Origin of the sequence: Rhodococcus sp. OAS809 (assembly GCF_040546695.1) — a bacterium.
Lineage (GTDB): Bacteria > Actinomycetota > Actinomycetes > Mycobacteriales > Mycobacteriaceae > Rhodococcus_F > Rhodococcus_F qingshengii.
Map to the genome: position 1 here is coordinate 2,778,378 of NZ_JBEPOI010000002.1, position 23,797 is coordinate 2,802,174.

Here is a 23,797-nt window from a genome sequence, read left to right on the forward strand (position 1 = left end):
TAGGTCAGCAACTTCCCGCGGTCGCTGCCGCGAATCCGCGAGTGACCTCGGCCTGCTCGTCGGCAGACAGGCTCGACCATTCGGGATAAGCCTGGATGGAGGTCAGCATGTCGTTTGCCAATGATTCACGCGTCATGCCCATTTCCTCTCCGGACTCGTCGATGGCCGGCTGGTATGCGTCGAGGTACCGGAGAACGTCGGAGCACGCCTGCGCGTAGGTCCGTGGCAGCGCCGAACTCACATTCGGGTCGGACGGGACCTCAGCCGGAGCACTCGAGTCGACCGAAGGGGTCTCGGTAGGTATTTCCGACGACGTCGCCGGAGCCTCGGATGACGTCGTCGACGTCGCCGTGGTGGTCGCCGAAGCAGAGGAAGTGAGTGTTCCGACCTCGGTCGGCTTGTCTCCGTCAGAACCGCAGGCAACCAGCGCCACCAGCGAGCAGGCACCGATGAACCCGGTGATCGTTTTCTTCATCCCTCAAGGATGCCAGAGGGCCACTGGCGCTCGAACGGACCGGCGTCGCCCGTCAGCGCCAATTGCCCGAGCATCCGGCCGAATCCGAGCGCCTCGCCCTCCCGACTGCGGGATTGGACTGTATGCCCCGTTCGCGAACCCATGCTACGGTGACTTAACTGCAAAATAACTACGGGTGGGATTGTCCGGTCTGCCGCGTTCATCCGGAACGCTCCGATCGGAAATAGTTCGTCTATAAGGGGCTGGAACGAGTGGGACTTTTTCGTCGACGAGGTTCCCGCGAGGAAGACGACGATCGCGGGCAAAACCTCGATCGCAGCGACCCCGGGTACGCCGCCTGGTTCGCGAACGTCGCCGACGCGGGTGGTCAGCCGATTCCGTACAAGCGACCGCTGACCGCACCGGTGTATCCGCAACTCCAGCCGCCGGCCCCGGACTACGAGACGGATACGAGACGGCCACTCAACCCACCCGCCGGAGACGGCTGGCTACCCGCAGACCGCATCGACGAATTCGAGTCGTCGAATGGCCGCCCATCTGCACCGAACGGAACGAGCCCACAAATCTCACAAACTGAAAAGTTGCCGCCCGACCCACTCCCGACGCCGCAACCAACGATTCCACCTCGAAATGTACCGATGACTTCACCACCGAAGCATCACCTGGAGTCGCCCCGCGCGACTCGGCCCTACCAAGGAGAAGCAATGAGCAACATCGACAAGATCCTCGGCGAATTGATGCGCATCGACGGTGCCAGCGGTGCAGCCGTCGTCGACGCCGACAGCGGAATGGTTCTCGGCATGAGCGGCAACCCGTCATTCAGCCTCGAGTACGCCGGCGCCGGCAACTCCGAGGTTGTGCGAGCAAAGCTCCGCACGATGAGTAACTTGGGGATTACCGACACCCTGGAAGACATCCTGATCACCCTGAGCAACCAGTACCACCTCATTCGCGTCCTCGAGACGCCCGGACTGTCGACGCTGTTCGTGTACCTCGTTTTGGACCGTGCGCGTGCGAACCTGGCGCTGGCCCGCCACAAGCTGGGCGAACAGACCCCCAAGATCGAGATCTGACGCTTCCACTCCCTTCCCGACAATGCCCGGTCCTCGCCAACGGCGAGGGCCGGGCATTGTTCGTTCCGAACACTCGATTGGTGAACCTCGCGCCGGCGGCGATACTGGGACCGTGACTATCGCGGATGCTCCTTGCGTGTGGTTGACCACCCTCCGAAGCGACGGCTCGCCGCACACGACTCCGGTCTGGTTCTTACTGCATCAGAACACATTCTGGATACCGAGCGCTGAGCAGAATCGTAAGGTTCGGAACCTGCTGGACGATCCTCGGGTCTCGTTGGCAGTCGACGGATCCGCTGGCGACCCGTGGGTCGCACAGGGCCTCGCGACAATTCATCACGATGTCGGCGAATTCGTCGACCTCCTGAGACTTTTCGGCGAGAAGTACGACGGCTGGGATGCCGCAGACGAAACTCGTGACGGTCCGCGGGTCCTCGTCTCGGTCCCGGTGACTCGATGGTTCCTTCGACCAGACTGACAGACAGTGCCGGTTAGGCCCGAATTGTCGTGAATGACATACTTGTAGTTCATCTCTCGCAGAAATGGACTCTCACACATGGCACGCACGGCACATCACAGGCGCGGCATCACCGGCGTCACCATCGGCATTGCTGCCGTGATCGTGCTGGGAGGTTGCGCCAATTCCAACGCCGACGCGCCCGAAACATCTTCTCTCGGTTCGGGAATCGGATCCGGTGTCACCACGACGGTCGTGACCGAAGCCTCGGCTCCTTCGTCCGCCGCAATTGAACTGCTGGCACAGATCCCCGTCAAGGGACGCGCACCCAAGACCGGATACGACCGCGCGCTGTTCGGTACCGCCTGGACCGACGACGTCACCGTCGAATTCGGCCACAACGGCTGCGATACTCGCAACGACATCCTGCGGCGTGACCTCACCGACCTGACATTCAAGGACGGCTCCAAAAGCTGCTCGGTCCAAACCGGTACGCTCCGTGACCCGTACACGAACAAGACCATCGCGTTCACCCGCGGCCAGGACACGTCTTCTGCAGTCCAGATCGATCATGTAGTCGCACTCTCGGACGCCTGGCAGAAGGGCGCACAACAGCTCGATACACAGACGCGAACCAATCTGGCCAACGACCCTCGAAACCTGCGCGCTGTCGACGGGCCCACGAACCAGAAGAAGTCGGATTCCGACGCGGCGACCTGGCTGCCACCCAACAAGGCCTACCGCTGCCAGTACGTGACTGCTCAAGTGGAAGTCAAAGCGGCATACGGTTTGTGGGTCACCCAAGCCGAACACGACACCATCGCAGACATTCTCGCGACCTGCTGAACTCTTGCGGTGATCAGCGGCCCTTGATCAGATACCGCACAATCGCCATTCCGAGCGCGAGGCCCACTACGGTGGCGAGCGCTGCAACCAGACCGTGACCGGTCAGTGCGACGAACACACCGGTGATGACTGCGACGACGGCAATGATCCCCGCGTCCACTCTGCTTTGACCACGTTCAGGCATGGCACTCTCTCGTGCTGTCAGGTCCGTCCGCTCCCCTCGTAGCGGACGGACCCAGCGGCAATCTGTCGAAATGCGCGAACTCCGGTGGCCTCACCGGGCTGACTTTGCGGGCGGTCCTGCGAGGCCGGCACGTCCCCCGGAGCCAACTCACATCGGTTCACGAAGTCCGTACCTTCGCAGAATATACCGATTGGTAGGTAATTACCGAGGGCTAAAGTCCCTGGTCATGGACTCATGCGACGAGTGGTCGGAAACTCGAGACGAACGAGCACATCCGCGAGGCGAGCGTTAGCCGAGATAGCAGAGGTCCGTGGCCACGGCCAGAGGCCCATCTGGAATCAGAGCGGCGACGTCTATGACCCGAAAAGTGATCCGAGATCCAACGATCCGACTGACGACACTCGCTTCCAATCAGAGCAATATGCGGTGGTGAAGCGAGAATCCGTCAAGAGAATCGTGACTGTCGCCGGTTCGAGGGTGCTTTCGAACTCGAGTACATTCAATTCACCATCGCCGTCGACTTTTGCTCGGCCGTATATGCACGGCATGTCAGCTGATACGGGCCCAGACGTCGTGTAGGTTCCCGGCAACACCTCCCACGGCACGTCGAACAGCCCGTGACCGGGAATCGTTCCCGGCGCTGCTGAGGCCGCAGACGTCCCGATCATTGCCACACCGACAGCTACTGCTGCAGCGGACGCGAGCAAACTAACCTTGCGCATTTTCCCTACCTTGTTCATACCTGAACCGCAGCGGCGAGTTCGAAGGCTTGTTGATGTAAGAACCCGCGGTTCGCGCAGTTCTTCAACTAACGGTAGTAAAAGGGCACGAGTTTTGGTGAGCTACCTTTTTGTGGTTCTGGCCCGATTTCCGTGACGGAGACTCCCATTGAGAAGATCAGAGAACGCCGGCGTTGCGGCTCTCGGCATGATTCGAACCTGTCATTCCAGTATTCGATCACACACCCGCATTCGAGCCGAAACGTCGACGCTCCCCTGCCGTTTGGGTGACTCAGCCTCCGAGTGAGCCCGTCGGCAGCTTCGAGAAGATGTCCCCGAGGCTTCCGGTTCCACCAGGAGTTTCCGGTTCCGTCGGATCCACCGGCTCGACGACGATGACACCAGGCACGGTGACGGTCACGGTCTTGTCCGCAGATTCCGAAGAACTGAACTTCTTGGTACCCAAGAACTTTGCGGTGATGCGATGCTCGCCCTGGTCGCGGAACGGCCAGACCAGTTCTGCATGGCCATTGGAATCGACTGTGGCGCTGCCGATCTTCGTATCGCCGTCGAAGAACTCGACCGTTCCCTCACCCGGGTTCGGGTCGATACTCGCCGCAATCTTGACGTCTTCGCCCGTCAGTGCCTCCAGCGCGACAGCGACCGTCGTCTCGGTCTGGTTGGTCGTGAATACCTCGGTAGTCGAGAGGGCGCTGCGTCCCTCGCCCGAAGCAACACAATACCCAGCGGCATTGACCCACCGGGACTCACCGAAACTCATGCTCGTGTCTTTGATCTTGATACTCGGGCTCGTCGCCCCGGCGCGCAGGTGCGTCGTCGCGTTTCCCTCGTCGGACCGAGCTTCAAGTTTCAATTCGACTGCCGGCAAACGAAAGTCCGTGTTGGCCTTGACTTGCAGCCCTTCCTTGGGGTTGTTGTCGCTGGCGCTCGGACCGTCGTTGACTGTCTTGTTGCCGGTACCGGTAATTCGCAGGTACTCACCCGCCGGGTTCGCGTTTCCGTCTGCGCCCACCCGGAGCAGCACCGCAGTCTCGCCGGTCAAGTTGGACGACGAATCACCGACGAGGGAGTACGAAACCAGGGTTGCCCCTTGCGGTAGTGCGATGTCGTACTTGATACGACCGGTGTCCGAATCCGAACTACGCATGGTGCCTGGATGCAATTTCACTGTGAACTGTTCGCCGGGACGCACGGACGTGGGCGCGGTTACCTCCATGTTGTCGGAGAACGACGAATCCCAATCGGTGGCGCCGTCGACCCGGCACTTGTGTTCGAATGAAACTGTCCGCGTCACGGTATCGGAAGCCGCTGCCACCGGCGCGAACACAGCGAGGAGTCCGGCCGCGAGTGCTGGTACGACAGCGCAAACTGCCAGAGTGCGGGGGTTCATGTGTTGCCTTTCAGAAGAACTCGGCCATTGAAAGTTCAGTGAGGTAGGACCGTGATCACTTGCCACCGAGCGAACCCGTCGGCAGCTGCGGCAGAACGGACTCGAGGCTGCCGAGACCGCCCGGAGTGCCCGGATCGGTCGGGTCGGGATCGACCGGACCTGTGGTGTCACCGGTCACCGTGAGTACGTGTGCCGCCGACGTGTACTTCGCCTCGTCTCCGGTAGCGGTGAATACTGCAGTCACGGACTTGGTACCCGCCTTACCGAAGGTGAGATCCAGGCGCGCAATACCGCGAACCACCGGCCGCGGGTCACCGACGGGTTTGCCGTCGACCATGAACTGTACTGTTCCCGTTGTGTTTTCCGGATCGACGTGAGAAGCAAAAGACACCTTGGTACCGGTCGCGGCGGTAGCCGGTCCTTCGAGCTTAGTCACGATGTCCGCGCCTGGCTCAGGATCAACGGGCCCCAGGTCCCCGTCGATCTTCGTGGATGCCAGGGCGCCGGCACCGGCATTGAGGGGGCCGGTCTCAGCGTCGCGCGGCGAGCAGGATGTGGGCGCCCAGATGGTTCCCGCGAGCCAGTGACTGACCTGAGGGAGGAAGGTCAAAAATGACTCGGGCCCACCGAAAGTACCTGCAGCACCCGAAGTCCGCACATTGGTTTCGACTGCGCCGGACGGCCCGGCCTTTACGGTGATTCTGATCTTCGGAAAGACGATGTTGGTCTCGGCTCCGGACTGAGCATTGATCGCAAGCCCGCCGTGCGCACCCGACGACGATGACGGACTGTTGCCGATCGCTTCGTTTGCGCCGGACAACCGGAGTATCGGACCGTCCGCTGCGGGAGTGCCGTCTTCGTTGACACGAATCACCGAAGCAGGTTTCCCGGCAATAACATTGCCCGGATCGGTGACCGTCGCCGAAACGAACTCCGCGTTGGTCGGAATCGGCAGATCAATCTTCAGACGCGAGATCTTCTTGACGCTTGCGCCGCTCACATCGTTCGGGATCTGGACGCTACCCGGATCCACGTCGATGTCGAAGACCTGACCTGGCGCGACTACCGTCGGAGCCGAAACCCGCACCGTAGCAGGCTTTCCGTCTGACGAAGGACCGGAGAACGCACTCGGAACTGCGCGGCACGTGACATGGAACGTTGTCGACGTGGTTTCTGCAACGGGCGCCGCGGTTGCCGGAATCACGGCCACAGCGGTTCCACCGGCAAGGAGGCCGGTAAGGAGCGCAGCATTCAGTAGGCGTTTTGACATGATGTCCTCTCGGAACAACCTGATTGACGTTTGCCGCCGAACTGTAACGGAGCCAGCGCCCGAGTTGACCCTTTTTCAATAAACAAAAACCACACAGTAGGTAAATACTTGGTAAGGGTTACTGGTCGTCACATCTGACCGCCGCCGCAGGCCTTTCCCCTCTCGATCAATCTCGCGATTCGAGATTCACTGCGGGGAAACACAATTCGACAGAAGTTCGCACCGTAGCGAGATCTCCGGTCATACTCTACCCTTACAGGAGGGTAGAGTATGAGAACCTCGTCAGGACGGAATCTCATGGCAGTAACCATCGCTTCATCCACCAACGACAATTCGGTTCGGGCCGCGCTCCGGTCACCTCACCGTCTCAAAACGGAGGTTTTGGCCGGACTGGTCGTGGCGTTGGCACTGATTCCCGAGGCGATCTCGTTCTCGATCATCGCCGGCGTCGATCCGCGGGTAGGACTGTTCGCGTCGTTCACGATGGCAGTGACCATCGCCGTCGTCGGCGGACGACCCGCAATGATCTCCGCAGCGACCGGCGCCGTCGCACTGGTCGTCGCTCCACTGACGCGCGAGTACGGAATCGACTACCTGATTGCGACAGTCCTTCTGGCCGGCCTTCTCCAGATCGTGCTGAGCCTCCTGGGCGTCGCAAAGTTGATGCGCTTCATTCCGCGCAGCGTCATGGTGGGATTCGTCAACGCACTCGCCATCTTGATCTTCATCGCCCAACTCCCCCACCTGATCGATGTTCCGTGGCTCGTCTACCCACTCCTTGCAGTCGCACTTCTGCTACTCGTATTCCTGCCGAAACTGACGAACGCCGTCCCGGCTCCACTGGTGGCAATCGTGCTACTGACAACCGCCACAGTCGTTTTCGCGTTCGATGTCCCCAACGTCGGCGACGAGGGCGAGCTTCCGTCGAGCCTACCGACGCTACTGTTCCCCGATGTCCCCCTGGACATGCACACACTGTCGATCATTGCGCCGTACGCATTGGCCATGGCGCTCGTCGGACTCCTCGAATCGTTGATGACGGCCAAGCTCGTCGACGACGTCACGGATACTCACTCGAACAAGACCCGAGAAGGGTGGGGCCAAGGCGTCGCGAACATCGTCACCGGCTTCTTCGGGGGCATGGGAGGGTGCGCGATGATCGGCCAGACCATGATCAACGTCAAGGTCTCCGGCGCTCGCACTCGAATCTCGACTTTCCTGGCGGGCGTGTTCTTGCTGATACTCGTCGTCGGCCTCGGCGATGTGGTGGCGTTGATTCCCATGGCCGCATTGGTGGCCGTCATGATCATGGTCTCGGTCGGCACTTTCGATTGGCACAGCATCAATCCGAAGACCCTGCGCCGCATGCCGATCGGCGAGACAGTGGTCATGTTGGTCACCGTGGTAGTCACCGTCGCGACCCACAATCTTGCCTACGGCGTGATCGTCGGAGTGATCACCGCGATGGTCATCTTCGCTCGCCGCGTCGCGCATCTCACCGAAGTGATCGACGTCGCGCATCCGGACGAGGACACCCGTGTCTATGCGGTTCGAGGCGAACTGTTCTTCGCATCCAGCAACGATCTGATCTACCAGTTCGACTACGCCGGCGACCCGAAGAACATTGTCATCGATCTGTCCGAGTCTCATGTCTGGGACGCGTCGACCGTCGCGACACTGGACGCCATCACCACCAAGTACGCGGCCAGAGGCAAGAATGTCGAGATCGTGGGGCTCGACGACGCATCGGCCGAGCGCCACCTGCGCCTGTCCGGTCGCCTGGGTGACGGTCACTGAGAGTATGGAAGCCCAGCGCGAGGAAAGTGGGAGTGATGTCTGAGCCGGAACATGCGGGCCAAGGGCCGAACATGCAGATCGGACAGGTTGCCGAACGCACCGAACTGTCGATCAAGACGATTCGTCATTACGACGAGGTCGGTCTGGTTACTCCGTCCGAGCGGAGCGCCGGAGGATTCCGCCTCTATACCGAGGCCGATGTCCAACGGCTACTGGTAATCCGACGAATGAAGCCGCTCGGATTCAGTCTCGAAGAAATGAAACAACTTCTCGATTCTCTGGCAGTGCTCGGCGACGAAGCTTCGGACGCGCCAACGCGCACCGCTGCAACCGAATTCGTCACCGACTGCCACACCCGGGCGGAAGAAAGCTGCACACACTTACGTAAGCAACTCGCCTACGCCGAAGAGCTGACGGGTTTGCTCGCCGACCACAGTCTCAACGGTGAACGGCATTCGTGATCTGCAAGCTGAACTAAGCTGAGTTGATGGCCCGATACTTCGACGTTCACCCGGAAAACCCGCAGCCGCGCGCGATCAGCCAGATCGTCGAAATGCTGCGCAACGACGCGGTCATCGCCTACCCCACCGACTCCTGCTACGCCCTGGGCGCCCGAATGGACAATCACTCGGGCACCGATCGGATCCGCGAGATCCGTCATCTGCGTTCGGACCATCACTTCACGCTGGTCTGTGCCGATTTCGCACAGCTCGGGCACTTCGTCCACGTCACCAACTCGGCGTTCCGCGCGGTGAAAGCGGCTACGCCTGGGCAGTACACGTTCATCCTTCCCGCCACGAAGGAAGTTCCGCGTCGGCTGGCACACGCCAAGAAGAAGACCGTCGGAGTGCGTATCCCCAGCCACCCGGTAGTGCGGGCACTCTTGCAAGAGTTGGGTGAACCCATCCTCTCCAGCACCCTTCTCCTGCCCGGCGCCGAGGAGCCGATGACGGACGGCTGGCAGATCAAGGAAGACCTCGACCACCAACTCGACGCCGTCATCGACTCGGGTGACTGCGGAACCGAACCCACCACAGTCGTCGACTATTCGTCCGGTGTTCCCGAAATCGTGCGGGTCGGCGCGGGAGATCCTTCTCGTTTCGAATGATCCCCCGCCCGGGCCACATCATGGAGTCGACCAGTCACGGCGTGACGATATCGAACCACAGATCGAAGTCCTCCAGCAGCGAGATGAACGTCTCCAGTTCGGACTGATCTCCCACAGCTTTTGCCGTTCCGGCCTTGATGGATTCGGTGAGCGAGGTCGTTCCCAGATACACCTCGTTGAACACGGCACGGGTCAAGGTCAGAGTCAGGGCGGCCGAAGCATCTGCCTTGTCCATGTCGTAGTTCAGCACGCCGTTGCGCACTGTGACCAGGACGTTGTCCGCGGTGTCCGACAACACGAATCGCAACGACAGGTCTACATCGGCTGCTTTGGGACCGTCGAGGCGAACTGCCCAGAAGTCCAGCATCTGCTCGAGCGGCATCACTGCGACCACGGCCGGGCCAGTGGGGTTGTTGGACGGCATCGGCGCCAGCGGATGCCGCAATTCCATCGCTCCGACCAGGTAGAAGTTGCGCCACGTACCGTTCTCGGCTTGGTAGCCGAGTTGTTCGTACGTGTTCGCCAACAACTCTCGCGCTTTCTGATTGCTCGGATCGGCGAACACCAGATGGTTCACCAGCTCGGCCGCCCAGCGGTAGTCGCCGTCGTCGAACGCCTGCTTGCCCTTGGTCAAAAGTGCGTCCGGTCCGCCGACGGCTTCGACGTAGCGCTTGCCGTTCTCCACCGGCGGATGGGGATTGAGGTGAGCGGGAACGCCGTCGAACCAACCGAGATAGAAGGTGTAGATCGCTTTGACGTTGTGACTGAGCGAGCCGTAGTACCCACGGTTGTACCACTGCTTTCCGATCGCGTCGGGTACCTCGATCTGGTCGGCAATCTCTACCGGTGTCAGTCCCTTGTTGGCAAGGCGCAACGTCTGATCGTGCAGATACTTGTACAGATCTGCCTGATCCGACATCAGCTTCAAGATCTTGTCGTTGCCCCACGTGGGCCAATGATGCTGCGCAAAGATGATTTCGACGTCGGGGAACAGTTCCATTGCCAGACGCACGTAGTGCGACCACGCTTTGGCGTCGCGAGTCTTGGCGCCGCGCAACGTGTATAGATTGTGCATCGTGTGCGTGACGTCCTCAGCTGACCCGAGCGCCTTGAAATCTGGTAAATAGAAGAGCATTTCGGATGGCGCTTCGGTTCCCGGCGCGAGCATGAACGTCACGCGCACACCGTCGATGACCTCTTCGTGCACCGGTTCGGTGATGACGTCGGTAGGCACGGCGAACGTCGAGGTGCCGTGCGAAGTGGACAGGCCGAGACCACCGGATACCTGCCCTTGTGGCCCCGGACGCAGGAACGATCCATACATGTACATTCCGCGACGTGTCATCGCCGTGCCGGCAAGTACGTTCTCGGAAATCGCTTCCTCCGTGAAACTGTCTGGTGCGTAGACCTTTACGGCACCGGACTCGATCTCTTCGTCGGTGACAAATCCTTTGACACCGCCGAAGTGATCGCCGTGGGAGTGCGTGAAGATGATTGCCTTGACCGGAACCTTCGGGCGGTGCTGGTAGTACAACTCCAGCGCGAGAGCGGCTGTTTCCGCGGACATCAGAGTGTCACCGATGATCAACCCGGTGTCGCCCTCGATGATCGTCGTGTTCGACAAGTCCTGGCCGATCACCTGGTACAGACGATCAGCCAGCTTGAACAGTCCACCGCCCTTTCCCATCAAAGTGGCTTGGCGCCACAGACTCGGGTTGACGGTATCCGGTGCATCGCCGTCGGCGAACCCGTAGGCGTCGTACGAGAAGATGAACTGCCCTTTGTCACCTTTGACCAGTCCGCCATCGATGAGCGGTGCCACGAGACCGCGAGAAATCAGTTCGAAGTCGAAGGTGTCGTCGAAAGGAAGGTCACGGAGAACCTGGGCATTTGCCAGGCGAGTCGCTTCGGTGGCGGGCTTGGGGTCGAGTTCGGACGGTGTAGTCATCTTCTCTTACGCTCCTCGGGAACTCGCGGTGACCTGTGTCGGGATATCGGTTCATCCTCGATCCCCACGCAGCCCTCGCGCATCACCCGGAAGGGATGATCAGGTGGCCCGTCCAGCAATCAACAGCGCAACGACGAACTCACGCACCAACGTCCGCTCGTCGTTCTCGTCCGCCCCCGGCACCATGAGCAGCGAGAGAATCACTCGCACGATCCAGCGCGCCCGCGACGCTGTGCCTGCTCCGAGTTCACCGAGCATCGCGACACCAAGTCCGTTGATGACGTCGGATGAATTGGCAAGTTCACCGGCAAGACTCGCATCACCCGGGGTGAACCATGCAGCCAACGTCGGAGTGCTACGCACCGCGGACACTGCAGTGAGTATGGCCGTCTCCAGACGCTCACTCGGATCGTCGATGGTCGCCACCGATTCCGCGATCGCAGTTCCCAGCCTGCGAGCTTCGCGGTGAACGAACGCAATGTGAAGAGCCTGCCGATTCTCGAAGTACCGATACAAGGTGGCCCGGGAACATCCTGCAGCAGAGGCTATCTCCGCCATACCGACCGCGTTGACGCCTTTCGCGACGAATAATTGTGCCGCGCTGTCGAGGATTTTCTCGGCTGCCGCCAAGGCGCGCCCCTCGCCGAGCCAGTCGTTGCTCATGGCCGAGTCACCGACATCGGAGCCGAGAGCGGACGACGCACGTAGTTGCCCGGCGCGTATTGCATCGCGTCGATGTCGACATGGAAGTCGGGAATCCGGGAAAGCAACTCTTCCAAAGCAACTCGCGCCTGCATTCGAGCTGCCGATGCGCCCAGACAATGGTGGGCGCCATGGCTGAAGGTGAGGATCTTCTGCGGTCGACGCAAGACGTCCAACTCCGCCGCGTCGGGTCCGTACTTCTCGGGATCACGATTGGCCGCACCGTACATCAGCAGAACCTTACGTCCTGCCGGAATCACTTTGCCACCCAAGGCCACATCTCGCGTCGTGGTGCGTGCCAGTCCTTGGACCGGCGAGGTGAGTCGAAGCAACTCGTCGACCGCGTCGGTGATCAATGCGGGATCGTCCAGCAGGATCTGACGCTGGTCGAGGCGTTCGGTCAGCATCGCCACCGAACCACCCAGCATTCCTGTCGTGGTGTCGTTTCCCCCGGCCACCATGGTGAAGGCGAAGCCCAGAATCGACAGCAGGCCGGACATGTCGCCGTCTTCACCGAGTCCAGCGGCGAGTAGGTGCGAAATCGTGTCGTCATCCGGTTCGACCTTGCGGCGTTCGATCAGCGAAGCGAAGTACATCATCAGCTCACCGGTGGCGGCCTGCGCCGTCGTCGCTGCCGCGGCCACACCACCTGCCGAATTGGCAGCGACAATGGCTTCGGTCCAGCCGTCGAACTGGTCACGGTCCGATTCCGGCACACCCAGATAGTGTGCGACAACCATAGACGGCAACGGTTTGAAGAGCTCGACGACGATATCGCCGCTGCCACGCGCTTTCAGCGCCTCGATACGTTCAACGACAAATTCGCGAACCATCGGCTCGACCGCCGATACCTGACGCGGAGTGAAACCCTTCGACACCATGCGCCGGAACTCCGACTGCACTGGCGGATCCTGCATCACGAACGGCGGATTGTCCTGCATCCCGATCTGTTCGAGTTCACCGTAGACAGTGGTCAATCCCTTTGCCGACGAATACGTCTCGTAGTCGCGAGCGGCGTTGTAGACGTCTTCGTGACGGGTGAGCACCCAGTAGTCGTCCTGCGGCGCAGCTTCCGGCACAACGTTGTGCACCGGGTCGTTCTCGCGCAATGCGTCGTACATGGCCCAGGGCGAACGCCAGGACTCCCCGGTGGAAGGTACAAACCGTGGCGAATGTGACACAGAAGTTGTCATGACTCGACTATGAGACAAATTGCCAAATGTGTCAACGTTCTACGATCAACCGTTCCCACGAGCAGCATTGAGTAACTCGCATCCACGCAGAGCACTATCGTGTGTCGGGTGATCACGGATCCGAAGAATCATCCGAACAGCTCTGACGCCGGGCGCCGCGCCGTGGTTGCGGTCCTGCTCCCCCGCGAACATCTCCCCTTCATCAGGGACTGGTGCCTGCACCACATCGAGCAAGGCTGGGAGGTTGTTCTCTACGACAACACCGGTTCCGTCGGGTCCACCCGCAAGACAAGCGCATTCAGTCTCAACCGTTGGCACGGCCGCAGCGAGGACAAGAGAGGCAACTCTTACGGCGCCTTCACCCGATCGATGTCGGACAGTGAAGTTCAGGTCGCATTCCGCAAAGAACTGCACGACCTTCCGGTGACGATCGTCGACTGGCAACCGCGCGACGCGGACGGTCGGATCGTGCACGGACAGGTAGAGGCGTACGTCGATTACGTGAGCCGGTACCGCGACACCGTCGCATGGGCAGCATTCATCGACGCCGACGAATACCTCCAACACGCACCAGGATTGGACTGGGAGGTTCTACTTGCCGGCGTTACTCAAGCGGGTTCGCACCGCGTCGTTCTCGATGCTCTGGTCTACGAATCCAGGTGGACGCGCGACGGGCAATTGCGAGACGTCGAGGAATTGAAATGCCTTGGGCTACAGAGCCATGGTTGCAAGAACATACTGGAGCTGTCGGAGATTTTGCGAGCAGACGTCCACTGGGGATGGAAGACGAGCGAACCGGACAGCCTGGTGCGGCCGGACAGATCGCTCTACTACTTCCGCCACTACCGCGGTTCGGAAGCGATGCTCGACTACACTCCGTTGCCGAACTTCGGACCCCAGGTCTACGAAGAAGGTGTGGATGTTCCGGCAGCAATGGACGTATCACAGAATTGAATGTGCCTGCAAGACACAGATATTCAGGTGCAGACAAACCTCCGGCCCGCGTCCACGAAGGCAATGCCTTCAGGCCACGGGCCGGAGGATCAGCTCAGCGAAAAATCAGCTGAAGGACTGCAGGGCAACGCCCAGTCCGACGATTGCGCCGATGCCCGAGATCAGGCCAGCAACACCCGTGATAACCGGCTGAATCTGCTTGATCAATGCCAGGTCTGCGTCCGAAGAACCCATGTCTAACTCCTCATCATGGAATGTGTGTACGCGTTCCGCGCGTCCGGTGTGTAACGGCGCTCACAATATACGTAAGACGGCCGAAATTTGAAGCGGCACCGCTGAGTGGGACGTAACTCACATCTCATCCAGCGGGAACCCACGAGTAACAATGCGCGATTCGGACAACGCTTCGGGAACCGTTGAATGACGAGCAGGAGAACAGCAGTGGGCAAGTTGGATGGAAAAGTGGCCCTGATCACTGGCGCAGGGCAAGGCGTCGGCCAGGGAGTTGCGTTTGCGCTCGCCAAGGAGGGCGCTTCCGTCGCGGTCGCGGGCCGCACTGAGTCGAAACTCGTCGTCACATGTAACGAGATCGCAGAACGCGGAGGCCGTGCCGAACCGGTGCTCATGGATATCGCCGACGCGGATTCCATCACCGGAGCCGTGGCGCGAACGGTGAAACTGTTCGGCGGCGTCGACATTCTGATCAACAACGCCAGCCTCAACCCGCTCGGCAACGTCCTCGACCTCACTCCGGAGCGCCTTGCCGACGGATTGACGTCCGGCCCCGTCGCGACTCTGCGAACCATGCAAGCCTGTTACCCGTTCATGAAGGAGCGCGGCGGCGGGGCAATCATCAACATGGTCAGCTCCGTGGCCGTCCGCTGGGACGCTGCCGGCTACGGCGGCTACGCGGCCGTGAAGGAATCCGTCCGAGCCCTCAGTCGCGCGGCAGCATGCGAATGGGGCGTCGACGGGATCCGGGTCAACGCGGTTGCTCCCCACGCGTCGTCGCCGGGGCTGCAGCGGTGGGCAGATGCACGCCCGGAAGAGGCTGCCGCTTTTGTTGCCGGTATTCCGCTCCGCAGGATCGGAGACTGCGAGACGGACATCGGCACCGCGGTGGCTTTCCTGGTCGGCCCGGATGCCGCGTATCTGACTGGAGCAACAATTCCGCTCGACGGTGGTCAGTCGCGCTGGGGCTGAGAGCTGGCGTCGTCGAAGGCAAGCACCGCCGACTTGGCTTCGGCGATCGGGCGGCGGAAAACGAAACCGACCAGAACGGATGCCAAAACCAGCGCGGCCAGCACTATGAGCCCGACCATCCACCACATGGTTTTCAGTATGCCCGAACCGACCTCCGCCGGACGCGCGCCACGGCCGTCGGAAAGCGGCGACAGCCTCGAAAAGTGCTGAACACCAGTCAAATTCCGTTTTGCCCGTTTCCTGAGCTTCTTGAGAATCCGTGATCGATGACACATATTCGGATCCCGAACCGGAACGCGTGCGTGACTACGACGACACCTCGGTGCATCCTGGCAGGTATGGAATCCGCTGTTTCGGCCCAACTCACCGACGGAAGCACCCTCACACACCCGTGGGGCGGGACAAGCAACATCACCGATCTCGGCGGTGACGTTCACTGGATCGACTTCGGCGGTCCCAGCGGAGCGCCGCCCATCGTGCTCGTTCACGGTCTGGGCGGCTCGCACCTGAACTGGGTGCGGGTGGCACCGGCGCTGGCGGCGCGCACGCGCGTGTACGCACTTGACCTCGCCGGATTCGGACTCACCTCTGCCCGTGGGCGACACACCGGCGTCGACGCCAACGCAGTACTTCTGAATCGCTTTCTCGACACAGTGGTGGGTGAGCCCGCCGTCCTGTTCGGCAATTCCATGGGCGGAATGGTCTCGGCAATGTCGACCCATGCCAGTCCCGAATCAGTCGCCGGCCTGGTGCTGGTGGATCCGGCGCTCCCCCTGCCCGTCCAACTTCCCGATCTGACCGTCGCCGCCCAATTCGCGCTCTACTCGATGCCGTACGTCGGTGAGCAGGTTCTCGGCTTCGGACGCCGAAAGATGTCAGACCGGCAGTTGGCCGCTCAGATGACCAGATTGTGTTTTGCCGATCCGACGCGAGCCGACCCCGCGGTCCTCGACGCGGGCGCTGCCTTGACGGCGATTCGCCGCAACGAACCTACCCAGGATGCCGAATTCCTTCAGGCAGCACGGTCACTGCTGATGACCCTCGCCCGTCCTGCCTCCTATCGAAAGACATTGCGAGAGATCACGACTCCGACGCTCCTGATGCACGGCGATCGCGATCGGCTTGTCCCGGTCGAGGCCGCACGGGCAGCCGCTGCTGCACATCCACACTGGACCACCATCATTCTCGGCGACACCGGCCACACCCCACAATTGGAGATTCCGGACGAGTTCACCCGTCATGCGCTCGCGTGGCTCGATCGCACGGGGCTGATCAGGAGCTGACACGTACCGGCACTACACCCGCGGAACGGCCTCGCCGATCGAGCAAGTGCCCCATCAACTTCGGAGTATCAAGAACGATTCGGCGGTCGTCTGCGTTGGCAGGTCCGGCCCACCGGGGAACGCGAAACGGTCACATACCCCAAAGCTCTCGAACCCTGGGAATGTGTCGGGGTACGCGCGTAGCGTGAGATTCAGGCCTTCCTCGGCCAAACATTTCCGCGTCCCCTGCTTGTGTATCCGTTTCGGTTAAGGAGAGTTTTCAGATGCCCGCACGCACAGCGCTCGACGGAACACCCTGTTGGATCGACCTCACCAGCTCCGACACCGAGGTTGCCAAATCCTTCTACACCAACGTGTTCGGCTGGCAGGCTGACACAAACGACGACCCGCAGTACGGCGGCTACGCGATCTTCAGCAAAGACGGGCAGCCCATCGCCGGGCTCGGACCCCAGCAGGAGGGAAACCCCTACGGCAACGTGTGGACCACCTACATCTCCTCGACTGATGCGGCAGCGTCGGCGTCCAAGGCCCAAGCCGCGGGCGGAACGATCATGATGCCGTCGATGCAGGTCGGTCCTCAGGGCAGCATGGCGATCGTGGGCGATCCGGCCGGTGCCGTCGTCGGCATCTGGCAGGCAGATCAGCATCACGGCTTCGGTTTGGTCGGCGAGGCCGGAGCGCCGGTCTGGCACGAGACCTTGTCCAAGAACTACGCCGCGGTCCTGCCGTTCTACACCGACGTGTTCGGCTGGACTTACGAGTCGATCGGTGACAGCGACGAGTTCCGGTACTCACAGGCCAAGCAGGGCGACACCGTCGTCGCCGGTTTGATGGATGCCAGCTCGTTCCTCCCGGCAGAGGCGCCGTCGTTCTGGCAGGTGTACTTCGGGGCGGACGACACCGATGCGGCCGTCGCCAAGGTCGTCGAATTCGGCGGCAGCGTCTTGCGCGATCCCGAGGACACGCCCTTCGGTCGTCTCGCGTCGGTGGCCGATCCACTAGGTGCCAAGTTCCAGATCTCCACGATCATGGAATGAATCTCCGCGCGGAGGCCGCACCGGTCCGCGGTCTCTGCGCGCTGATCATCTGGAAAGTCCGGATTTGACCGCACAGATTTGAACACTCGCCCAGAAGGTATGCAGTTTTCTGCGTCCAACGCCTAATCTCATGGGATGCCCGCCCCCGCCCCTCTCCTCGATGTGTACTCGCAGCCGACTCTGTCGACGCTTGCGCCGTCGGTACTCGCTTCTCTCGGAGTGAGCGGCGAAGCGAACCGTCTCGATCTACAGCCCAGCAAGAAGACCGTAATTCTGCTGGTAGACGGGATGGGCGCGAATTTGCTCGCCCGCAACGGCGAACATGCACCATTCCTGAATTCACTGATCGGAACGCCCATCCGGGCAGGCTTCCCCACGACGACGGCCACCAGCATCGTCTCACTGGGGACCGGTCTGCCTTCGGGAGCGCACGGCATCACCGGCTACCAGTCCTACGTCGAAGAAGCCGATTCGGTGTTCAACTGGCTGGGTTGGCACAGCGCGGGCAAGAAGGAATCTCAGACCGACTCCATCGTCCCGGAAACCCTGCAGCCGCAGGCCACGACGTTCGATCGCGCCGCCGCGGCCGGCATCACCGTTACAACCGTCGTACCGTCGAAGTTCGACGGCAGCGGCCTCACCCGTGCCGGGATGCGCGGTGCCCAGTTCGCCGGAATCCAGGCATACGGAGACCTCCTCGCTCGCACCGTGGCGGCGTCGAAATCTGCCGACCGCACGTTCACGTACTGCTACATCAGCGAGATCGATGCACTCGGCCACGTCTACGGACCCGAGTCCGAGCCGTGGATCTTCCAACTGATGCTGGTCGATCGACTGGTCGAGCAACTCGCCGCTGCACTCGGCCCGGACGTGAGATTGCTGGTGACGGCAGACCACGGAATGGTCGACGTGTCGGACGAGAACAAGATCGACTTCGACAACACTCCAATTCTGTCCAAAGATGTACTCGCTCTTGCCGGTGAACCTAGATGTCGTCACATCCACACCCGAGAAGGCGCTGCACAAGATGTTGCGGACCGCTGGCGCGCCGAACTGGGTGACCGCATGTGGATCGGGACGAGGTCCGAGGGCATAGTCGCAGGATTGTTCGGGCCTGCAGTGCATTCCGAGTATCACGGCCGGATCGGGGATGTCATCGCCATTGCGTCCGGGGACGTGGCCGTCGTACGTCGATCTGTCGAATCGGGACTGTCCGGCCTCCGTGGACAGCACGGCGCCCTCACTCCGGACGAACTGCTGGTACCGCTCTTGTCCTCAGGACAGCAGTAGGGCTCGCGCCCGGCGAATCTCGGGAACACCGACGACCTTGCATGCGCCCAACAGGACGACGGCACCGACGGCCGCACCCGCCGACAATGAAATAACAGCAGCAAGCCTGGGCTCGGGAACTCGGTTCTGAACCGCCACCACCAAAGCGAGCGCACAACCACCTGCCAGAATTGCCGCCGCCGAAATCCTTCCGACGGTGGCCTGCACGCGACGGAATCCCAACAGCCCGTATCGCTTTCGAAGAAGGATATGGCCGAGTACCGCTCCACACACGTAGGAGAACGAGCCGGCGGCACAGACGGCCAGGACCAGCCTTTCGTCACTCGCCGACAGTGACGCAAGAAGGACGAGCGCAGTCTTGGCGACCACCATCACCAGGGCGATCACCGCGGGAGTTCGGGTGTTGTTGTCGGCGTAGAACACTCGCAGCTGAAGCATGACCATCGCAAAGGGCACCAGCCCGAATGCACTGACCGCAACGGCCGTCCCGATCAACCGGGCACTGCTGCCGTCGACCCGGCCGAAGAAGATCAAGGTGGTCAACGAGGGACCGAACACCATGAGCGCCACAGTCACCGGGATCAGCGCCACCACAGAATACCGGGCTCCCCGGCCGAGATCGGATACGACGCCGACGTCGTCACCCGCAGCAACCGACCTGGCGATCCGCGGCATCAGCACCGTCAACAACGACACACCGAGAATGCCGTACGCCACTTGAAACAGCAGATCCGCGTGCGTGTACATCGAGTAGACGTGACGGGAGAGAGTGACCTTCATCGTCACCCACACACCGATCTGGCCGGCAACGACGTACACAAGTACCCAGCCGAGCAACGGCGCCCCGACGCGCACCGGTCGCCAGGTGTGCGGTACGACGCGCACGCGAAGGCACCACCGAAACCCGTTGCGGTGCAGCGCTCGAGCAACGACGGCGGTTTGCGCCACGATCCCGAGCAGAGTGCCGATACCGATCACCAGAACCTGCGCGGTGGTCATCGACTCGGGAGTCAGAGCCACCGGTCCCGGGATACACAGGAAGACCGCGACCGTCACCAGAAGGACGACGTTGTTGATCACCGGTGCCCAGGCCGGCGCGCCGAACACCGATCGAACGCTGAGCACAGCCGTCATCATCGCCGTGACGCCGTAGAAGAAGATCTCCGGAAGAAGCAAGTACGCGAAGAGCGTCGTGAGCTCTCGTTGAGCCGGATCATCGATCACGGCCGAGACCAGAGGCGGCGCGCACACCACGGCCACTACCGTCACGAGCGCAAGAGCCAGCGCTCCGACGGTGAGAACGCGCTGCGTCTGCTCTCGTTCGAGCGTCCGCCCACGGCTCCGTTGCCGCGTCAGATACGGAAGCAGGACGCTGGCGAGAATCCCGCCGAGGAGGAGCTGATAGACCATGTTCGGGAAGCTGTTGGCCGCGTTGTACGCATCACTGACCAGGGCGATGCCCAGGACCGCGGCAAGGGCAAGGGTGCGGACGAAGCCGGTGATGCGACTGACCGTGCTGGCGAGCGCCACTTGCCCGCCCATCTTTGCCAAGCTGCCGCCCGTCACACCATTACGTTCGGACTCCCGTTCGGACTCCCCCACGTTCTCGACCATCTCGCCAGAGTGCCACATCGCAGACGTTCGACGATCCGGACGGAAACGGAAGGGCGCCCCGAACCGTGGGTTCGAGGCGCCCTTGCGAAAGGAACAATCAGGCGGATTCTGCTCCAGCCAACGGCGGCATGACGACAACCTGACCGGCGAAGGACAGGCCCGCACCGAAGGCGAGAAGCAATGCCTTGTCGCCCGGCTTGCACTGGCCGTCGCGCAGCATCTGCTCCATGGCGAGCGGGATCGAGGCCGCGGACGTGTTGCCCGTCTCGGCGATGTCGTTGGAGACGGGGAAGCCCTCGGGCAGCTTCATGCTGCGAGCGATGACCTCGTTGATGCGCTGGTTTGCCTGGTGCGGCACAAAAGCGTCGATGTCCTCGATACCCAGCCCCGACTTCTCCAGGGTGCGAGTGGCGACCTTGCCCATCTCGAAGGCAGCCCAGCGGAACACCGCGGTACCGGCCATCTTGATCCACGGACGAGGTCCGGTCGGGTTCTTGGTGTAGTCGAGCCAGCTGGGCTCCTGAACGATGGCGTCGGACTGGCTGCCGTCCGAACCCCACTCGACCGGGCCGATTCCGACGGTGTCACTCGGGCCGACGACAACTGCGCCTGCGCCGTCACCGAAGATGAAGCGCACGCTGCGATCGGTGGGCTCGGTGGCCTCGCTCATCAACTCGACGCCGACGACGAGTACGTGATCAACCGTGCCGCCGCGAACCAGGTCGCTGGCCACCGCAAGGGCGGTACAGAAACCGGCGCAGCCTGCCGCGACGTCGAATGCAGCCGGACCCTTGATGCCGAGCTCGTGGGCGACGATGGACGCAGCCTGAGGAGTCTGCAGGTCCCACGTCGACGTCGCGATGATCACGGCGCCGATCTGCTCAGGGGCAATGCCGCTGACGTCCAGTGCTTTACGCGCCGCGCTGATCGACATCGCGAGGATGCCTTCACCTTCGCCGGAGAACCGGCGCGACTTGATACCCGATCGCGTCTGGATCCACTCGTCGGTGGAATCGATCAGCTCGCAGATCTCGTCGTTGGTCACGACTCGCTCCGGGCGGTGAACGCCGAGCCCGAGAAGGACGGACTGCCGACCTCCGGCCACACTGGCAATCGGCTTACCCATTGATCGATCTCCTCGTTGGTTTCTGGTGATGACGCGCATTCGACATCACACGTTACGTACAGGACATAAGCCCCTGCCTCTCAGGTCACCGTTCGATCACGGCAACAACATGAGGCTGGCTCACATTACGCTTCGGTCAGGTATGTAGTCCAGATCCACGATCAGGCGCGCAAATGAGCTAGAACTGCCAAAACACGACGATGCCCGCTTTCGGAAGCCGACAGGCCGAGTTTTGCGAAGATATTTCCTATGTGCTTGCTCACAGCGGTGTCGCTGACGACCAGTTTCCTGGCGATTTCCTGATTTCCCAACCCCTCCGCCATCAGTCCGAGAACCTCGGACTCGCGTGGCGTCAGCGATCTGATCGGATCGTCGGCGCGTCGACGGCTCATCAGTTGGGATACGACCTCGGGATCCATCACGGTTCCGCCGTCGACGACCCGGTTCAATGCGTCGACGAACTCGGCTACCTTGCCGACCCGTTCCTTGAGCAGGTACCCGACCCCGCCGGCGCCTCCTGCCAACAATTCACCGGCGTAGCGATCCTCGACGTACGCGGAAAGGACCAGGACGGGAAAGCCCGGGCGAAGCTTGCGCACCTCGATCGCCGCTCGAAGTCCCTCGTTGGTGAAAGTAGGAGGCATCCGGACGTCGAGCACCGCGGCGTCGGGGGCGGTCTCCTCGAACACCGTGAGGAACTGTGCGGCGTCGGAGACGGCAGACACCTCGAAGCCCTCTCCGCGGAGCAGCAGTGCCAGCCCCTCTCGCAGGAGAGCGTCGTCCTCGGCAATCAGAATCCGCACGGTAGTTCCACCCTCATCGTTGTCGGTCCACCCTCCGGGCTCTCCAATACTGCGGTTCCTTCGAAAGCCTCGACCCGGCGTCGAATACCCGCCACGCCGCCGCCCGGGCGTTCGTTCGCGCCGCCGTGACCGTCGTCGATCACGTCGATGAGCATCGTCTCACCCGACGAGTCGTCCGACGTCTCCGTCCGTGCCGTGACGGTGACACTGCGCGCTCCGCTGTGTTTTGCGACGTTGGTCAAGGCCTCGGCGACGACGAAGTACGCAGCAGCCTCGACGGCAGCCGGGGCACGGCGGAGCTCGTCGATCTCGAGTACGCAGGGCACGGCGGAGCGCCCGGCGAGCGCCGAGATCGCGCCCTCCAGACCCAACTCGTCGAGGATCGGCGGGTAGATGTCGTGCACCAACGTCCGGAGTTCGCTCAACGCCTCGGTGGCCGCATCTTGGGCCCGATGCAGTTGTGGCAGAGCCTGGTCCGGATTGTTCTGCAACGACCGCTCGGCCATCCCCAACATCATCACCACCGCGACCAGACGGTTCTGCGCTCCGTCGTGCAGATCCCGCTCGATGCGCTTGAGTTCGGCCGAATGCGCGTCGAGCGCCGCAGCGCGGCTGGCCGTCAGGGCGGTGACGCGCTTCGAGAGGTCCGAACGCGTATCCGGCGCAAGCAAAGTCGTGGTCGACCAGCTGATCCATTTCGCCATCGCGGGGATCAACCACCACGCGATCAGAAAGTACAGGATGCCGATCAACGGCATTCCGGCAGCGCCCAGCCACGACGTCACGGGGTACGGGTTGTTGACGGGTTCGCCCGCGGGCATCTGCTGCCAGTACAGCGGGACGGCAATCGCATTGAGCGCACCGAGTGGCAGAGCAATGGTCAGCATCGCCGCGACGAAAGCACCCAGACCATGAATCGACAACCAGGCCGCGTCGCGCCTCGTCGACTGATCGGTGAGGAACCGGCTCCAGTCCCCGAATGTCGGATTGCTGGGCATCGGTGGGTATCGCTGCAGAACAGGGCGTCCGGTGTACGCAGCGGTGCGTTTGCGAGCCAGGCCGGCCCACCACCGGAGCACTCGCACGTACGACGGCAACAGCAACCAGCCGACGATCAGAATCGAGAGCGACAACAGAATGAGACCGACCATCAGCAAGAACAGGGAAACCACAGCTGCCGCGCCCTCGACGAGCACGTACACCGCAGCCCTGGTTCTCTTCTTCACTGCCCCAGCATGCCGCACCACACCGCACGATCCACTACAGCTGGCTACACCATTGATTCGGGACTCTGCTGGATGTCG

24 protein-coding genes and 1 pseudogene are annotated in these 23,797 nt (G+C 61.8%); 11 read left to right on the forward strand and 14 right to left on the reverse strand.

Annotation, left to right across the window (positions count from 1 at the left end):
* Positions 1 to 4: 4 nt before the first annotated feature.
* Positions 5 to 475, reverse strand: coding sequence for a hypothetical protein (locus ABIE52_RS16055; RefSeq protein ID WP_003945723.1), 471 nt, complete (start codon positions 473 to 475; stop codon positions 5 to 7).
* Positions 476 to 1,179: 704 nt separating this feature from the next.
* On the opposite strand from ABIE52_RS16055, the gene ABIE52_RS16060 reads away from it, so the two are divergent.
* From ABIE52_RS16060 to ABIE52_RS16070, 3 genes and pseudogenes are all read left to right on the forward strand, one after another.
* The gene (locus tag ABIE52_RS16060) at positions 1,180 to 1,548 is read left to right on the forward strand and encodes a roadblock/LC7 domain-containing protein (RefSeq protein ID WP_020906454.1); all 369 of its coding nucleotides are present in this window, start codon (positions 1,180 to 1,182) and stop codon (positions 1,546 to 1,548) included.
* A gap of 112 nt (positions 1,549 to 1,660) precedes the next feature.
* Complete coding sequence (locus ABIE52_RS16065; RefSeq protein WP_047269305.1) at positions 1,661 to 2,026, forward strand: pyridoxamine 5'-phosphate oxidase family protein; 366 nt, start codon at positions 1,661 to 1,663, stop codon at positions 2,024 to 2,026.
* Positions 2,027 to 2,104: 78 nt separating this feature from the next.
* Positions 2,105 to 2,848: pseudogene (locus ABIE52_RS16070) on the forward strand (HNH endonuclease family protein); the annotation flags it as partial.
* A 16-nt stretch (positions 2,849 to 2,864) separates the two neighbouring features.
* Here ABIE52_RS16070 and ABIE52_RS16075 read toward each other — a convergent pair.
* The 4 genes from ABIE52_RS16075 to ABIE52_RS16090 form a co-directional block, all read right to left on the reverse strand.
* On the reverse strand, positions 2,865 to 3,035 hold the full coding sequence (locus ABIE52_RS16075; protein WP_007734610.1) for a hypothetical protein: 171 nt from the start codon (positions 3,033 to 3,035) through the stop codon (positions 2,865 to 2,867).
* Positions 3,036 to 3,388: 353 nt separating this feature from the next.
* Entirely contained in the window at positions 3,389 to 3,757 is a 369-nt protein-coding gene (locus ABIE52_RS16080) for an Rv1352/Rv1906c domain-containing protein (protein WP_003945774.1), read from the reverse strand.
* Between the two features lie 289 nt (positions 3,758 to 4,046).
* Positions 4,047 to 5,165 carry an Ig-like domain-containing protein gene (locus tag ABIE52_RS16085; protein WP_047269543.1) on the reverse strand — a complete coding sequence of 373 codons (1,119 nt, stop codon included), beginning with the start codon at positions 5,163 to 5,165 and terminating at the stop codon, positions 4,047 to 4,049.
* A 55-nt stretch (positions 5,166 to 5,220) separates the two neighbouring features.
* Positions 5,221 to 6,435, reverse strand: coding sequence for an Ig-like domain-containing protein (locus ABIE52_RS16090; RefSeq protein WP_192712008.1), 1,215 nt, complete (start codon positions 6,433 to 6,435; stop codon positions 5,221 to 5,223).
* A 297-nt stretch (positions 6,436 to 6,732) separates the two neighbouring features.
* Here ABIE52_RS16090 and ABIE52_RS16095 point away from each other — a divergent pair, with 297 nt between their 5' ends.
* The 3 genes from ABIE52_RS16095 to ABIE52_RS16105 are packed head-to-tail and all read left to right on the forward strand — an operon-like array spanning position 6,733 to position 9,340.
* The gene (locus tag ABIE52_RS16095) at positions 6,733 to 8,232 is read left to right on the forward strand and encodes a SulP family inorganic anion transporter (protein WP_233405659.1); all 1,500 of its coding nucleotides are present in this window, start codon (positions 6,733 to 6,735) and stop codon (positions 8,230 to 8,232) included.
* A gap of 35 nt (positions 8,233 to 8,267) precedes the next feature.
* Complete coding sequence (locus ABIE52_RS16100; RefSeq protein ID WP_047269546.1) at positions 8,268 to 8,693, forward strand: MerR family transcriptional regulator; 426 nt, start codon at positions 8,268 to 8,270, stop codon at positions 8,691 to 8,693.
* Positions 8,694 to 8,719: 26 nt separating this feature from the next.
* A complete protein-coding gene (locus ABIE52_RS16105; RefSeq protein WP_192712007.1) occupies positions 8,720 to 9,340 on the forward strand; it encodes an L-threonylcarbamoyladenylate synthase in 621 nt (206 codons plus the stop codon).
* A gap of 34 nt (positions 9,341 to 9,374) precedes the next feature.
* Here ABIE52_RS16105 and ABIE52_RS16110 read toward each other — a convergent pair whose 3' ends face one another.
* The 3 genes from ABIE52_RS16110 to ABIE52_RS16120 all read right to left on the reverse strand — a co-directional run bounded on the left by ABIE52_RS16110 (position 9,375) and on the right by ABIE52_RS16120 (position 13,183).
* Positions 9,375 to 11,288 (reverse strand): alkyl/aryl-sulfatase, encoded by a 1,914-nt coding sequence (locus tag ABIE52_RS16110; protein ID WP_065456075.1) that lies wholly within the window; start codon positions 11,286 to 11,288, stop codon positions 9,375 to 9,377.
* 99 nt (positions 11,289 to 11,387) lie between these two features.
* On the reverse strand, positions 11,388 to 11,951 hold the full coding sequence (locus ABIE52_RS16115) for a TetR/AcrR family transcriptional regulator (protein ID WP_054826166.1): 564 nt from the start codon (positions 11,949 to 11,951) through the stop codon (positions 11,388 to 11,390).
* On the reverse strand, positions 11,948 to 13,183 hold the full coding sequence (locus ABIE52_RS16120) for a cytochrome P450 (protein ID WP_075832365.1): 1,236 nt from the start codon (positions 13,181 to 13,183) through the stop codon (positions 11,948 to 11,950). The genes ABIE52_RS16115 and ABIE52_RS16120 overlap by 4 nt, the downstream gene beginning before the upstream one ends.
* A gap of 108 nt (positions 13,184 to 13,291) precedes the next feature.
* Here ABIE52_RS16120 and ABIE52_RS16125 point away from each other — a divergent pair, with 108 nt between their 5' ends.
* Complete coding sequence (locus tag ABIE52_RS16125) at positions 13,292 to 14,137, forward strand: hypothetical protein (protein ID WP_192712006.1); 846 nt, start codon at positions 13,292 to 13,294, stop codon at positions 14,135 to 14,137.
* Positions 14,138 to 14,242: 105 nt separating this feature from the next.
* On the opposite strand, the gene ABIE52_RS16130 is transcribed toward ABIE52_RS16125, so the two are convergent.
* Entirely contained in the window at positions 14,243 to 14,371 is a 129-nt protein-coding gene (locus ABIE52_RS16130; RefSeq protein WP_007734598.1) for a hypothetical protein, read from the reverse strand.
* Between the two features lie 207 nt (positions 14,372 to 14,578).
* Here ABIE52_RS16130 and ABIE52_RS16135 point away from each other — a divergent pair, with 207 nt between their 5' ends.
* Positions 14,579 to 15,340, forward strand: a complete 762-nt coding sequence (locus tag ABIE52_RS16135; RefSeq protein ID WP_007734596.1) for an SDR family NAD(P)-dependent oxidoreductase — start codon at positions 14,579 to 14,581, stop codon at positions 15,338 to 15,340.
* On the opposite strand, the gene ABIE52_RS16140 is transcribed toward ABIE52_RS16135, so the two are convergent.
* Positions 15,322 to 15,459: a hypothetical protein gene (locus ABIE52_RS16140; RefSeq protein WP_003945592.1), complete on the reverse strand. Its 138-nt coding sequence runs from the start codon at positions 15,457 to 15,459 to the stop codon at positions 15,322 to 15,324. The two genes, ABIE52_RS16135 and ABIE52_RS16140, sit on opposite strands and share 19 nt — an antisense overlap.
* Before the next feature lie 219 nt (positions 15,460 to 15,678).
* On the opposite strand from ABIE52_RS16140, the gene ABIE52_RS16145 reads away from it, so the two are divergent.
* The 3 genes from ABIE52_RS16145 to ABIE52_RS16155 all read left to right on the forward strand — a co-directional run bounded on the left by ABIE52_RS16145 (position 15,679) and on the right by ABIE52_RS16155 (position 18,950).
* Positions 15,679 to 16,623, forward strand: coding sequence for an alpha/beta fold hydrolase (locus tag ABIE52_RS16145; protein ID WP_042452549.1), 945 nt, complete (start codon positions 15,679 to 15,681; stop codon positions 16,621 to 16,623).
* A gap of 263 nt (positions 16,624 to 16,886) precedes the next feature.
* Positions 16,887 to 17,660 (forward strand): VOC family protein, encoded by a 774-nt coding sequence (locus ABIE52_RS16150; RefSeq protein WP_042452552.1) that lies wholly within the window; start codon positions 16,887 to 16,889, stop codon positions 17,658 to 17,660.
* A gap of 135 nt (positions 17,661 to 17,795) precedes the next feature.
* A complete protein-coding gene (locus tag ABIE52_RS16155) occupies positions 17,796 to 18,950 on the forward strand; it encodes an alkaline phosphatase family protein (RefSeq protein ID WP_192712005.1) in 1,155 nt (384 codons plus the stop codon).
* On the opposite strand, the gene murJ is transcribed toward ABIE52_RS16155, so the two are convergent.
* The 4 genes from murJ to ABIE52_RS16175 all read right to left on the reverse strand — a co-directional run bounded on the left by murJ (position 18,936) and on the right by ABIE52_RS16175 (position 23,719).
* Positions 18,936 to 20,564, reverse strand: a complete 1,629-nt coding sequence (gene murJ / locus ABIE52_RS16160) for a murein biosynthesis integral membrane protein MurJ (protein WP_354541498.1) — start codon at positions 20,562 to 20,564, stop codon at positions 18,936 to 18,938. The genes ABIE52_RS16155 and murJ overlap by 15 nt on opposite strands.
* Before the next feature lie 97 nt (positions 20,565 to 20,661).
* Positions 20,662 to 21,690 (reverse strand): beta-ketoacyl-ACP synthase III, encoded by a 1,029-nt coding sequence (locus ABIE52_RS16165; protein WP_003945837.1) that lies wholly within the window; start codon positions 21,688 to 21,690, stop codon positions 20,662 to 20,664.
* A 161-nt stretch (positions 21,691 to 21,851) separates the two neighbouring features.
* The gene (locus tag ABIE52_RS16170; RefSeq protein ID WP_003945784.1) at positions 21,852 to 22,493 is read right to left on the reverse strand and encodes a response regulator transcription factor; all 642 of its coding nucleotides are present in this window, start codon (positions 22,491 to 22,493) and stop codon (positions 21,852 to 21,854) included.
* Positions 22,481 to 23,719 carry a sensor histidine kinase gene (locus tag ABIE52_RS16175; RefSeq protein WP_354541499.1) on the reverse strand — a complete coding sequence of 413 codons (1,239 nt, stop codon included), beginning with the start codon at positions 23,717 to 23,719 and terminating at the stop codon, positions 22,481 to 22,483. Before ABIE52_RS16175 ends, ABIE52_RS16170 begins: the two co-directional genes overlap by 13 nt.
* Positions 23,720 to 23,797: the final 78 nt, after the last annotated feature.